At 72.8% G+C, this 12,706-nt stretch carries 10 protein-coding genes; 6 read left to right on the plus strand and 4 right to left on the minus strand.

The features are described 5' to 3' along the window. Positions 1-51 precede the first annotated feature (51 nt). Together FRZ03_RS29500 and FRZ03_RS29505 are read right to left on the minus strand one after the other, a co-directional pair. A complete protein-coding gene (locus FRZ03_RS29500) occupies positions 52-741 on the minus strand; it encodes a response regulator (protein ID WP_146468140.1) in 690 nt (229 codons plus the stop codon). Continuing rightward, positions 738-2,366: a sensor histidine kinase gene (locus tag FRZ03_RS29505; protein WP_146468141.1), complete on the minus strand. Its 1,629-nt coding sequence runs from the start codon at positions 2,364-2,366 to the stop codon at positions 738-740. Before FRZ03_RS29505 ends, FRZ03_RS29500 begins: the two co-directional genes overlap by 4 nt. A 156-nt stretch (positions 2,367-2,522) precedes the next feature. Here FRZ03_RS29505 and FRZ03_RS29510 point away from each other — a divergent pair, with 156 nt between their 5' ends. Next, entirely contained in the window at positions 2,523-3,899 is a 1,377-nt protein-coding gene (locus tag FRZ03_RS29510; protein WP_146468142.1) for a cation:dicarboxylate symporter family transporter, read from the plus strand. Positions 3,900-3,962: 63 nt separating this feature from the next. Here FRZ03_RS29510 and FRZ03_RS29515 read toward each other — a convergent pair whose 3' ends face one another. Further along, positions 3,963-4,586 carry a TetR/AcrR family transcriptional regulator gene (locus tag FRZ03_RS29515; protein ID WP_146468143.1) on the minus strand — a complete coding sequence of 208 codons (624 nt, stop codon included), beginning with the start codon at positions 4,584-4,586 and terminating at the stop codon, positions 3,963-3,965. A gap of 119 nt (positions 4,587-4,705) precedes the next feature. Between FRZ03_RS29515 and FRZ03_RS29520 the strand changes: the two genes are divergently transcribed. The 5 genes from FRZ03_RS29520 to FRZ03_RS29540 all read left to right on the plus strand — a co-directional run bounded on the left by FRZ03_RS29520 (position 4,706) and on the right by FRZ03_RS29540 (position 10,442). After that, a complete protein-coding gene (locus FRZ03_RS29520) occupies positions 4,706-6,382 on the plus strand; it encodes an MFS transporter (protein WP_146468144.1) in 1,677 nt (558 codons plus the stop codon). 94 nt (positions 6,383-6,476) lie between these two features. Beyond that, positions 6,477-7,241, plus strand: coding sequence for a DUF2127 domain-containing protein (locus tag FRZ03_RS29525; protein ID WP_146468145.1), 765 nt, complete (start codon positions 6,477-6,479; stop codon positions 7,239-7,241). Positions 7,242-7,290: 49 nt separating this feature from the next. Next, entirely contained in the window at positions 7,291-7,719 is a 429-nt protein-coding gene (locus tag FRZ03_RS29530; RefSeq protein WP_146468146.1) for a MerR family transcriptional regulator, read from the plus strand. Next, positions 7,716-8,048 carry a thioredoxin family protein gene (locus FRZ03_RS29535; protein WP_315902673.1) on the plus strand — a complete coding sequence of 111 codons (333 nt, stop codon included), beginning with the start codon at positions 7,716-7,718 and terminating at the stop codon, positions 8,046-8,048. Before FRZ03_RS29530 ends, FRZ03_RS29535 begins: the two co-directional genes overlap by 4 nt. A 120-nt stretch (positions 8,049-8,168) precedes the next feature. Further along, complete coding sequence (locus FRZ03_RS29540) at positions 8,169-10,442, plus strand: HelD family protein (RefSeq protein ID WP_146468210.1); 2,274 nt, start codon at positions 8,169-8,171, stop codon at positions 10,440-10,442. A gap of 58 nt (positions 10,443-10,500) precedes the next feature. Here FRZ03_RS29540 and glgB read toward each other — a convergent pair whose 3' ends face one another. Continuing rightward, positions 10,501-12,702, minus strand: a complete 2,202-nt coding sequence (glgB, locus tag FRZ03_RS29545; protein WP_146468147.1) for a 1,4-alpha-glucan branching enzyme — start codon at positions 12,700-12,702, stop codon at positions 10,501-10,503. Between the last annotated feature and the right edge of the window lie 4 nt (positions 12,703-12,706).

Raw genomic sequence — 12,706 nt, forward strand, 5'->3', positions numbered from 1 at the left:
CGGCCGGGTCAATGCGTGTGCACGGTAAGGAAGTTCGCGATCTCTCCCGGCTCAGTGCCGCTGCGGCACCCAGCGGTACACCAGCTCCGGCCGTCCCACCTGGCCGTACAGCGGGCTGCGCGCGGCCCGGCCGGTGTCCACCAGGTGCTCCAGGTAGCGGCGCGCGGTAATCCGGGAGATGCCCACCACCTCGGCGACCCCGGCCGCGGTCAGACCGTCGGCCGCCTCGCGCAGCGCGCCGGTCACCCGCTCCAGGGTGGGCCCGCTGAGCCCCTTGGGCAGCGCGGCCGGCGCCGGGGCCCGCAGCACCGCGAGCGCCCGGTCCACCTCGTCCTGCCCGCTCGCCTCGCCCGCCGCGCCCCGGAACTCGGCGTAGCGCACCAGCCGGTCCCGCAGGGTGGCGAAGGTGAACGGCTTGAGCACGTACTGCACCACGCCCAGCGAGACGCCCTCGCGCACCATCGCCAGATCCCGGGCCGAGGTCACCGCGATCACGTCCGCGTGGTGCCCCGAGGCGCGCAGCGAGCGGGCGAACTGGAGGCCGTGCACATCGGGCAGGTGCAGATCGAGCAGGAGCAGGTCCACCGCCGTGCGGTCCAGGACGCGCCGGGCCTCGGCGCCCGTGCGGGCCTTGGCGACCGCGACGAAGCCCGGCACCCGGCCCACGTACAGCTCGTGCGCGTCGGCGGCGACGGGATCGTCCTCCACCACGAGCACTCTGATCGGTCTGCCGTCGCTCACGCCGCACCGCCCTTGGCAGGGGCGGGCGCCGGGCGCAGCGGCAGCCGCGCCTCGAAGACCGCGCCCCCGTCCGCCGACGCGTCGGAGACCGTCAGCGTGCCCTCGCGCCGGGTGACCGCCTGGCGCACCAGGGCGAGCCCGAGGCCGCGCCCGCCGGGCCCGGCCGGTTTGGTGGAGAAGCCGCGCTCGAACACCAGGTCGGCGTGGCCGGGGTCGACGCCGGGGCCGGTGTCGGTGACCCGGAGCACCAGTTCGGCCGCCGAGGCGTACGCCGTCACGGTCACCCGCGCCCGCGCGCTGCCCCGCGCCGCGTCCACCGCGTTGTCGATCAGGTTGCCGAGGATGGTCACCAGGTCCCGGGCGGGCAGGTCGTCGGGCAGCAGGCCGTCGTCCAGGCGGCTGTCGGAGGACACCACCAGCTCCACGCCCCGCTCGTTGGCCTGGGAGGTCTTGCCCAGCAGCAGTGCCGCGAGCACCGGCTCGCTCACCGCCGCCACCACCTGGTCGGTCAGCGCCTGCGCCAGCTCCAGCTCGGCGGTGGCGAACTCCACGGCCTCCTCGGCCCGGCCCAGCTCGATCAGCGACACCACGGTGTGCAGCCGGTTCGCCGCCTCGTGGGCCTGCGAGCGCAGCGCCTGGGTGAAGCCCCGCTCGGTGTCCAGCTCGCCCATCAGCGACTGGAGTTCGGTGACATCGCGCAGGGTGACGACCGTACCGCGGTGCTCGCCGCCGGAGACGGGAGAGGTGTTGACCACCAGCACCCGGGAGGCGGTCAGGTGCACCTCGTCCACCCGGGGGCGCGAGGACAGCAGCGCGCCGGTCAGCGGGGCGGGCAGGCCGAGTCCGGCGACCGAGCGGCCCACCACGTCCTCGCCCACGCCCAGCAGTTCCCGCCCGCCGTCGTTGATCAGCGCCACCCGGTACCGTCCGTCCAGCATCAGCAGCCCCTCGCGGACCGCGTGCAGCGCCGCCTGGTGGTAGTCGTGCATCCGGCTCAGCTCGGTGGCGTTCATGTTGTGGGTGTGGCGGCGCAGCCGGGCGTTGACGACGTACGTGCCGACCGCGCCCAGCAGCAGCGCCCCGCCGGCCACCCCGAGCAGCGCCGTGACCTGGTCCTGGAGGCGCTCGCTGATCCGGTCCACGGTGATGCCGGCGCTGACCAGGCCGACGATCCGGCCGCCGTCCGTCACGGGGGTCACCGCGCGCACGGAGGGGCCGAGGGTGCCGGTGTAGGTCTCGGTGAAGGTGCGGCCCCGCCGGGCGGGGGCGGTGGTGCCGAGGAAGCGTTTGCCGATCTGGCGGCGGTCCGGGTGGGTCCAGCGGATGCCGTCCGGATTCATGATCGTGACGAAGTCGACGTTGGCGTCCCGGGTGACCTTCAGGGCGTACGGCTCCAGGGCCGCGGTCGGGTCCGGGGTGCGGATCGCGTCACGGACCGTGGGGGTGTCGGCGATCGAACGGGCCACCGCGGTGGCCTGCCGGGCGGCCGCGTCCTCGGCCTGCCGTCGGTCGCTGACGTAGGTGAACAGCGCGTATCCGGCCACGACCACCGCTATCAGCACGGCCTGCATGGCGAACAGCTGGCCCGCCAGGCTGCGGGGACGGGTCAGGGACGGAAGACGCATGCCAGCCAGTGTGCCCCCCGGTCGTGGCGTGAACTAAATGAACGCAAGCGTGACCGCCCTCACAGGCCGGGAGATAGTCACCGCGTTCCCCAGCACCATCCCGGACGTGAGCCGCACGCCGGTCGTGCACCGACGAAGACGTCAAGGAGGGCAGCCGTGGCCGCCACCACTCCCGATACGGCACCTGCCGCACCCCGCGCCAAGCGGGACCGGACCCATTACCTGTACATCGCCGTCATCGTGGCGGTCGTGCTCGGCATCGCGGTCGGTCTGATCTGGCCGGACGCCGCGGTGAAGCTCCAGCCGCTGGGCACCGGGTTCGTCAACCTGATCAAGATGATGATCTCGCCGATCATCTTCTGCACCATCGTGCTCGGCATCGGGTCCGTGCGGAAGGCCGCCAAGGTGGGCGCCGTCGGCGGCATAGCCCTCGGCTACTTCCTCGTGATGTCGCTGGTCGCCCTCGCCATCGGGCTCGTCGTCGGCAATGTGCTGCACCCGGGCTCCGGGCTCCACCTGACGAACGCGCTCAAGCAGACGGGGCAGGCGCAGGTCGGCCAGGACGCGCTGCCGCCCGTGGACTTCGTGCTGTCGATCATCCCCAAGACGTTCGTGTCCGCCTTCACCGAGGGCCAGGTCCTCCAGACGCTGCTGGTCGCCCTGCTCGCCGGGTTCGCCCTCCAGGCCATGGGCGCGGCCGGGCAGCCGGTGCTGCGCGGCGTCGAGCACCTCCAGCGGCTGGTCTTCCGCATCCTGTCCATGGTGATGTGGGCGGCGCCCCTCGGCGCGTTCGGCGCGATCGCGGCGGTCACCGGCTCGGCCGGCCTGGACGCGCTCAAGAGCCTCGCCGTGCTGATGCTCGGCTTCTACATCACCTGTGTCCTCTTCGTCTTCGTGGTGCTCGGCGCCGTGCTGCGCCTGGTGGCCGGGGTCAACGTCTTCTCCCTGTGCAAGTACCTGGCGCGGGAGTTCCTGCTGATCCTGTCCACGTCCTCCTCCGAGTCCGCGCTGCCCCGGCTGATCGCGAAGATGGAGCACCTGGGCGTGAGCAAGCCGGTCGTCGGCATCACCGTGCCGACCGGGTACTCCTTCAACCTCGACGGCACGATGATCTACATGACCATGGCGTCGCTGTTCATCGCGGACGCGCTGGGCACCCCGATGTCGGTGGGCGAGCAGATCCCGCTGCTGCTGTTCCTGCTGCTGGCGTCCAAGGGCGCGGCCGGTGTGAGTGGGGCGGGCCTCGCCACCCTGGCCGGCGGCCTCCAGTCGCACAAGCCCGCGCTGGTGGACGGCGTCGGCCTGATCGTCGGCATCGACCGGTTCATGAGCGAGGCGCGGGCGCTGACCAACTTCGCGGGCAACGCGATCGCCACCGTGCTGGTGGGGACGTGGACCAAGGAGATCGACAAGGCGCGGGTGCGGCAGGTGCTCGCCGGCGAGCTGCCGTTCGACGAGACGACGCTCGACGTGCAGGCGAGTACGGTCGCCGAGGTCCCCGAGCCCCGCAAGGAGCGGCTGGCCAAGGCCTGAGCCCCCTGTTCTCCGGATGTCCGGCCCCGCCTGAACCGGGGCCGGGCATCCGGCGTTTCGGCGTCAGGAGCCGGAACTCACCTCGGCCACCAGGGCGGTGGCCGACTCGGCGGGCACGCCGGCCGCGGTCAGGACGGTGACCGTGGCGCAACGGCCCGCCTCCCGCGCCGGCAGCAGACCGTCGTTGACGGCCTCCATCACCGCGAACAGGGTCTGCTCGTGCACGTAGGCCAGTGCCGGCGCGGGCAGCGGCGAGGTGAACACCCCTTCGTCCAGGCCCTGCTGGAGCACCCTGATCTTGGCCGCGCGCACCGGGGCGAGCCGCTCGCGGATGCCCTGGACGGTGACCGTACGCTGGGCGAGCGCGATCAGCAGCCGGTAGCGGTCCGCGGTCGCCCAGAGCGCCAGCACCGAGCGGGCCAGGGCCCTCGCCGGGTCGTCCGCCCCCGTGCGCGCCGCCGCGTCCGCGTCCGCCAGGGCCTGCACGGCCTCGTCGGTGAGGGTGCTGATCAGCGCCTCGCGGCTCGGGAAGTGGCCGTAGACGGTCCGTCGTACGACTCCGGCGGCGCGCGCGATCTGGTCCATGGAGGCATCCGGGTCGCGCAGCAGCTCGGCGAGGGCGACGTCGAGGATGCGGCGCCGGTTCGCGTCGGCGCGGCTGGGGTTACCCGTGGTCATGGCAGTCATTCTGCACGTCCTCTCGCGAGTTGCACAGCACTGTGCAACGGCGTACATTGCACATCGTTGTGCAATTGCACGCTGCTGTGCAAGTCCCGACGCGAATCCGAGGAAGGCAAACCGCTGCCATGCGACTCGTCATGACCGAACCGGTCGAGAAGATGGAGCGCCCGTACGCCCGGCGCTGGTGGGCGCTGCTGGTGCTCTGCCTGAGCCTGCTGATCATCGTGATGGCCAACACCGCCCTCACGGTCGCGGCGCCCGACATGACGAAGGACCTCGGGCTCTCCAGCGCCGACCTCCAGTGGGTGATCGACGGCTACACCGTCCCCTACGCGGCGCTGATGCTGCTGCTCGGGGCGATCGGCGACAAGTACAGCCGGCGCGGGGCGCTCGTGCTCGGCCTGCTCGTCTTCGGCGGCGGCGCCGTCTTCGGCTACCTCGCCGACAGCGCCGCGACCGTGATCGCCGCCCGCGCGGTGATGGGCGTCGGCGCGGCGCTGATCATGCCGGCCACGCTGTCGCTGCTCGCGGCGACCTTCCCGCGGGCCGAACGGGCCAAGGCGATCACGCTGTGGACCGCCACCGCCGGCCTCGCCATCGCCGCCGGACCGGTGGTCGCCGGCGCCCTGCTGCGCAACCACGGCTGGTCCTCGACGTTCCTGATCAACGTGCCGATCGCGGCCGTGGCCCTGGTCGCCGCCTTCGTCCTGGTCCCGCCGTCCAAGGCCGGCCACCACGACCGCATCGACTACGTGGGCGGCCTGCTGTCCGTGCTCTGGACCGGCGCGCTCGTCTACATGATCATCCAGGGCCCGCACTTCGGCTGGGGCGCCAAGGCCGTCACGGCCGCCGTGATCGCGGGCGCCGGACTGATCGCGTTCGTGCTGTGGGAGCTGCGCCACCCGCGTCCGATCCTGGACGTCCGCCGCTTCGCGCACCGCCGCTTCGCCGGCTCCAACCTGGCCGTCGCCCTGTTCTTCCTGGCCGTCTTCGGCGCGTTCTACTTCCTCACCCAGCACCTCCAGTTCGTCCTCGGCTACGACGCCCTCCAGACCGGCGTGCGGATGCTGCCGCTGGCCGGCGCGGTCTTCGTCGGCTCCGCCCTGACCGGCTGGCTCACCCCGCGCACCGGCATGAAGTGGACGGTCAGCGCGGGCATGGTCCTCGGCACGGTGGCGCTGGCCCTGCTCACCCGGGTGGACGCGGGCTCCACGTACGGCGACTTCCTGGCCCCGCTGATCATCCTCGGCCTCGCCATCGGCCTCGCCCTCTCGCCCTGCACCGACGCGATCATGGGCGCCTTCCCGGAGTCCGAGCTGGGCGTCGGCGGCGCGGTCAACGACACCTCGCTGGAACTGGGCGGCTCGCTCGGCATCGCCATCCTCGGCTCGCTGCTCGCGACGTCGTACGGCAACCACCTCGGCGACGCCACGGCCGGCAGCAAGCTCCCGCCGAGCGCCCTCGACACCGCCCGGGACTCGGTCGGCGCCGGGTACGCCGTCGCGCAGGGCATCGCCGACAAGGCGCACCAGGTCGCCGCGCAGGCCGCCCACGCGAGCAGCCCCCAGCAGGCCGCCCAGCTCAAGCAGCAGGCCGGTGAACTCGCGGCGGGCGCCCGCCAGATGGCCGACGCGGTCGGCTCGTCCTTCTCCGACGCCGTCGCCCACACCAGCCTCGTCGGCGCGGTCGTGCTCGGCGTCGGCACGGTCCTGGTCGCCCTCCTGCTGCCGCGCCGCGCCGGCGCGGAGGCGGCGGAGGTGAAGGAGACGGAGAAGGAGCCGGCGGACACCTCGGCTCGCTGAGGTCTTCTCACCCGCATCGATTAACGTGCCGTTCCGGACCGACCGGAACGGCACGCCGGTGCGTGGCGTCAGGAAGAGCATGGAGGCACGGGGGATGAAGATCGACTGGGACCGGCGCACCTGCGCCCGCAAGGGGCACGTGACCTACGCGCCCGACGACCCCCGGCTGCGGGTGCGGCTGCACGCGCGGACCGGGCTCGGGGACGTCTGGCGCTGTCTGCGCTGCGGAGACTTCGTGCTCGGCGAGCCGCAGGGCTCGGGGCCCGCCGAGGACGCGCCGCTGGTGCCGCGCGGCAAGGTGCTGCGGGACCTGTTCATCCTGCGCTTCCTCGCGGTCGAGCGGGCCGTGCGCGGGGTGTTCATCGTGCTGGTCGCGGTGGCGGTGTGGAAGTTCAGCAACAGCCAGGACGCGGTACGGCGGCTGTTCAACGAGTACCTGACCGTCCTGCGCCCGGTCTTCCGCCACTTCCACTACGACCTCGACCACTCGCCCGTGGTCGGCTCCATACAGAAGGCCTTCGGCTACCGGCACTCCACGCTGCTCCTGGTCGCCGGCGTGCTCCTCGCCTACGCCCTGATCGAACTGGTCGAGGCGGTCGGCCTGTGGCGCGCCAAGCGCTGGGCGGAATACCTCACGGTCGTCGCCACGGCCGCGTTCCTCCCGCTGGAGATCTACGAGCTGACGGAGAAGATCAGCTACCTCAAGATCGCCACCCTCACCCTCAACATCCTCGCCGTCCTCTACATCGCCCTCGCCAAACGCCTGTTCGGCCTGCGCGGCGGCCGCCGCAAATTCGACGAGGAACGCCACAGCGCGTCCCTGCTGGAGGTGGAGGAGTCGGCGGGGGTGCTGGTCTGACGTCCGGCCGCTTGCCTTGACCCCGGCGTCAACGCCTACCGTCACGGACATGCGAATCGGCGAGCTGGCCGCCCGGGCCGGGACCACGACGCGTGCCCTGCGTTACTACGAGGCGCGCGGGCTGCTTCCGGCGCGGCGCGACGAGAAGGGCCATCGGAGTTACGACGAGGACGACCTCCGACTCCTGCGGCAGATCCGGGTGCTCCAGGACTTCGGGTTCGAGCTGGAGGAGACGCGGCCGTTCGTGGAGTGTCTGCGGGCGGGGCATCCGCAGGGCGACGCGTGTCCCGCGTCGCTCGTGGTCTACCGGCGCAAGCTCGCGGAGCTGGACGCGCTGATCGGGCAGCTGACGGCGGTGCGGGAGACGGTCGCGGGGCAGTTGCGCCGGGCCGAGCGGGCCCGGGACGAGCTGGCCGCCGAGGCATCGGCTCCGGGGGGTCCGGAGCCCGTGTGCGAACTGGGAGGGCAGCGGTTGTGAGTGTGACGAGCGGGTTGACCGAGGTGACCGACGCCGACTTCGAGACGGAGGTGCTCGGCGCCGAGCTGCCGGTGCTGGTGCAGTTCACGGCCGAGTGGTGCGGGCCGTGCCGGCAGCTGGCGCCGGTGCTGAGGGACATCGCCGCCGAGGAGGGCGACCGGCTGAAGGTCGTACAGGTGGACGTGGACCGCAGTCCGCGGACCACCATGGCCCACGGGGTGCTGGCGACGCCCACGCTCATGGTCTTCCGCGGCGGCGAGCCGGTGCGGTCGATGGTGGGGGCGCGGGCGAAGCGGCGGCTGCTCGCGGAGCTGGCCGACGCGCTGTAAAGCGGGCCGAGAGACGGAGAAATCCCCCGGGCAATTGCGCCCGGGGGATTTCTTTGCGTATATTCGGTGGTTCGTGACTTCCTGGTCGCAGGGTCACGAAAAGCTTTGTGGGCACAGTATATCCGGGCGGGAGCGGAATTGTCAAACACCGAATTTCCAGACGATGAATTGCGCCGCGAACAGGAATTCATCGACGGACTGTACGCGCGCGTGGACGTGCTGCGCGGTGAGGCCGAGGCCTCGGTCGGGGACGCGCTCGCGCAGGGCGACAAGCCCATGCAGGCCCGGCTGGAGCGGGACATCCTGGTCGCCGAGCGGTCCGGGCTGCTCGCCGCGCTGAACGCCGTGGACGGATCGCTGTGCTTCGGCCGCATCGATCTCGCCGACGGCGCGAGCCACCACATCGGGCGGATCGGGCTGCGGAAGGACGACGCCGAGCACACCCCGGTGCTGGTCGACTGGCGGGCCGCGGTCGCCCGGCCGTTCTACCTGGCCACCGGGCACACCCCGATGGGGCTGCGGCGGCGCCGCCACATCGCCACCGAGGGCCGCACCGTCACCGCCCTGCACGACGAGATCCTGGACCTCGGCGACGCCACCCGCACCGGGCACGAGGACCACAACGGCGACGCCGTGCTGCTGGCCGCGCTGAACTCGGCGCGCACCGGCCGGATGGGCGACATCGTGCGGACCATCCAGGCCGACCAGGACCGCATCATCCGGGCACCGCACCGGGGCGTGCTGGTGGTCGAGGGCGGCCCCGGCACCGGCAAGACCGCCGTGGCCCTGCACCGGGCGGCGTACCTGCTCTACGAGCACCGGGAGCTGCTGGCCCGCCGGGCCGTGCTGATCGTCGGGCCCAACCCGGCCTTCCTCGGCTACATCGGCGAGGTGCTGCCCTCCCTCGGCGAGACCGGTGTGCTGCTGGCCACGGTCGGCGAGCTGTTCCCCGGGGTGAAGGCCACCGCCGCCGACACCCCGGAGGCGGCCGCCGTCAAGGGCGGCGCCGCGATGGCCGACGTGCTCGCCGCGGTGGTCCGCGACCGGCAGGCGCTGCCCGACCCGGTCATCGCGATCGAGCACGACCGCGAGGTGCTGATGCTGGACGACGGCCTGGTGAGCGTCGCCCGCGAGCGCACCCGGGCCGCGAAGCTGCCGCACAACGCGGCCCGCGAGCACTTCGAGGGCCACATCCTCAACACCCTCACCGAGCTGTACGCCGAGCGGGTCGGCACCGACCCGTACGACGGCGGCAGCCTGCTGGACGCCGCCGACATCACCCAGATCCGCGACGAACTCGCGGAGAACCCCGAGGTCTGGGACGCCATCGACCGGCTGTGGCCCCGCATCACCCCGCAGCGGCTGGTCGCCGACTTCCTGGCCGAGCCCGAGGGGTACCTCTCCGACGAGGACGCCGCCGCGATCCGCCGCCCGGTGACCCGCGCGTGGACCGTCGCCGACGTGCCGCTGCTCGACGAGGCCGCCGAACTCCTCGGCGAGGACGACCGGCCGGCCCGCTCCCGCGCGGAGCAGGAGCGCGAGACGCAGATCGCGTACGCGCAGGGCGTGCTGGACGTGTCGTACGCCTCGCGGACCTACGAGTTCGACGACAAGGAGGACGAGGAGTCGGAGGTGCTGTCCGCGCACGACATCATCGACGCCGAGCGGTTCGCCGAGCGGCAGGAGGAGGGCGACCACCGCAGCGCGGCCGAGCGGGCCGCCGCCGACCGGACCTGGGCGTTCGGGCACATCATCGTGGACGAGGCGCAGGAGCTGTCGCCGATGGCCTGGCGGCTGCTGATGCGGCGCTGCCCGACCCGCTCCATGACCCTGGTCGGCGACCCCGCGCAGACCGCGGAGGCGGCCGGTGTCGGTTCCTGGGCGAAGATCCTCGCCCCGTACGTCGAGGACCGCTACGAGCACACGCGCCTCGGCGTCAACTACCGCACCCCGTCCGAGATCATGGACCTCGCCGCGGCCGTGGTCCGGGCCGAGGACCCCGGGTTCCGGCCGCCGAGTTCGGTGCGCTCCACGGGCGTACGGCCCTGGGTGCGCCGGGCCGACGACGACCTGCCCGGCGCGGTGGCCAAGGCGGTCGCCGAACTCGCCCCGGCGGAGGGCCGCCTGGCGGTCATCGCCCCGCGCCGCCTGCACCGGGCCGTCGCCGCCCGCCTCGACGGCGTCACGGCCGGCGCGGAACCCGACCTCACCCGGGCGGTCGTCCTGCTGGACCCCCGCCAGTCCAAGGGGCTGGAGTTCGACTCGGTCCTGGTGGTCGAGCCGGGCGAGTACGGCACCAGCGACCTCTACGTGGCCCTGACCCGGGCGACCCAGCGGCTGGGGGTGCTGTACACCGGCGAGCCGCCGGCGGCCCTGGCCGGGCAGCCCGGGTAGCGGGCCCGGCGTCCGAGGCCGAGCGCTTTGGAGCGGCGTGCTCCGGGGCGCTCGGCCGTCAGGCCGGCCGCAGCCACACCGTGGCCGAGGGGGGCAGGGTCAGGCGGACGGAGGCCGGGTGGCCGTGGGCGGCCCGGGGCTCCGCCTTCAGCGGCCCCGGGTTGGTCACGCCGCTCCCGCCGTAGCGTCCGGCGTCCGTGTTCAGCATCTCCGACCACGCCGGGACGTCGTCCGGGACGCCGATCGCGTAGTCGGGGCGGGGCACCGGGGAGAAGTGGCAGACGACGAGGACGGGGGCGCCGGCGGGGGAGAGGCGGAGGAAGGCGAGGACGTTGTCGTCGGCCGCGTCGCCGGTGATCCACCGGAAACCGGACGGATCGGTGTCCCGCTGCCACAGGGCCGGAGTCGTGCGGTAGCGGGCGTTGAGATCGCGCACGAGGTCGCGGACGCCCCGGTGGTCGGGCTCGGCGGGGTAGGACGGATCGAGGAGCCACCAGTCGGGGCCGTGCGCCTCGGACCACTCGGCGCCCTGCGCGAACTCCTGCCCCATGAACAGGAGTTGCTTGCCCGGGTGGGCCCACATGAAGCCCAGGTAGGCACGCAGGTCCGCGCGTTGCCGCCACCAGTCGCCCGGCATCTTGGAGACCAGGGACCGCTTGCCGTGCACCACCTCGTCGTGGGAGACCGGCAGGACGTAGTTCTCGCTGTACGCGTACATCATCGAGAAGGTCATCTCGTGGTGGTGGTACGCGCGGTGCACCGGGTCGTGGGACATGTACTGGAGCGAGTCGTGCATCCAGCCCATGTTCCACTTCAGCCCGAACCCCAGCCCGCCGCTGTCGGTCGGCCGGGTCACGCCCTCCCAGGCGGTGGACTCCTCGGCGACGGTCACCACGCCCGGGCAGCGCCGGTACACGGTGGCGTTCATCTCCTGGAGGAAGGCCACCGCGTCCAGGTTCTCCCGGCCGCCGTGCTCGTTCGGCGTCCACCGGCCCGGCTCGCGCGAGTAGTCCAGGTAGAGCATGGAGGCCACCGCGTCCACCCGCAGGCCGTCCACATGGAACTCCTCGCACCAGTAGACGGCGTTCGCCACCAGGAAGTTGCGCACCTCGCGCCGGCCCAGGTCGAACTCCAGCGTGCCCCAGTCGGGGTGCGCGGCCCGCAGCGGATCGGGGTGCTCGTACAGCGGACGCCCGTCGAACTCGGCCAGCGCCCACTCGTCGCGCGGGAAGTGGGCCGGCACCCAGTCCACCAGCACCCCGATGCCGGCCTGGTGCAGCCGGTCCACCAGGTACTTGAAGTCGTCCGGGGTGCCCAGGCGGGCCGTCGGCGCGTAGTAGCCGGTGACCTGGTAGCCCCACGAGCCGCCGAAGGGGTGCTCCGCGACCGGCATCAGCTCCACATGGGTGAACCCCATCTCCGTGACGTACGCGGGCAGTTGCTCCGCGAGGTCCCGGTAGGTCAGGCCGGGGCGCCAGGACGGCAGATGGACCTCGTAGACCGAGAACGGCGCCTCGTGCACCGGGGTGTCCCCCCGGTGGGCCATCCACTCCGCGTCGTCCCACACATGGTGCGAGACGTCGACGACCGACGCCGTGGCCGGCGGGACCTCGGTGCGGCGGGCCAGCGGGTCGGCGCGCAGGGTCCGGGAGCCGTCGGGCCGGGTGATCTCGAACTTGTACAGCTCGCCCTCGCCGATCCCCGGCACGAACAGCTCCCAGACCCCGGAGGAACCCAGCGAACGCATCGGGAAGCCGGTGCCGTCCCAGAAGTCGAAGTCCCCGGCGACCCGCACCCCCCGGGCGTCGGGCGCCCACACCGTGAACCGGGTGCCCGTCACCCCCTGGTGGGTCAGGACACGGGCGCCGAGGGCCCGCCACAGCTGCTCGTGCCGGCCCTCGCCGATCAGATGCAGGTCCAGCTCGCCGAGGGTGGGCAGGAAACGGTAGGCGTCCTCCGTCTCGTGCACGACGCCGTCGTACACCACCCGCAGCCGGTAGGCGGCCGGTACCGCGGACAGCGGGACCAGGCCGGAGAAGAAGCCGTCGCCGTCGCCGCGCAGTTCGGCGTGCAGGTCGCCGGTGACGACGGTGACCGAGCGGGCGCCCGGGCGCAGCGCCCGGAACACCACGCCGCCGGGCGCCGGATGGGCGCCCAGGACGGCGTGCGGGTCGTGGTGGGTGCCGTGCAGCAGCCGGTCGCGGTCCCCGGCCTCCCAGGGCGCGGCGGTCCCGGCGGATACGTGCTTCTTCGACGTCACGAGC

This window comes from Streptomyces misionensis (assembly GCF_007896895.1).
GTDB lineage: Bacteria > Actinomycetota > Actinomycetes > Streptomycetales > Streptomycetaceae > Streptomyces > Streptomyces misionensis_A.

Excerpts from the sequence above, each read along its gene's own strand:
- FRZ03_RS29520 (WP_146468144.1), top strand. The coding sequence starts at position 4,706 with ATGCGACTCGTCATGACCGAACCGGTCGAGAAGATGGAGCGCCCGTAC.
- FRZ03_RS29525 (WP_146468145.1), top strand. The coding sequence starts at position 6,477 with ATGAAGATCGACTGGGACCGGCGCACCTGCGCCCGCAAGGGGCACGTG.
- FRZ03_RS29530 (WP_146468146.1), top strand. The coding sequence starts at position 7,291 with ATGCGAATCGGCGAGCTGGCCGCCCGGGCCGGGACCACGACGCGTGCC.
- FRZ03_RS29505 (WP_146468141.1), bottom strand. The coding sequence starts at position 2,366 with ATGCGTCTTCCGTCCCTGACCCGTCCCCGCAGCCTGGCGGGCCAGCTG.
- FRZ03_RS29515 (WP_146468143.1), bottom strand. The coding sequence starts at position 4,586 with ATGACTGCCATGACCACGGGTAACCCCAGCCGCGCCGACGCGAACCGG.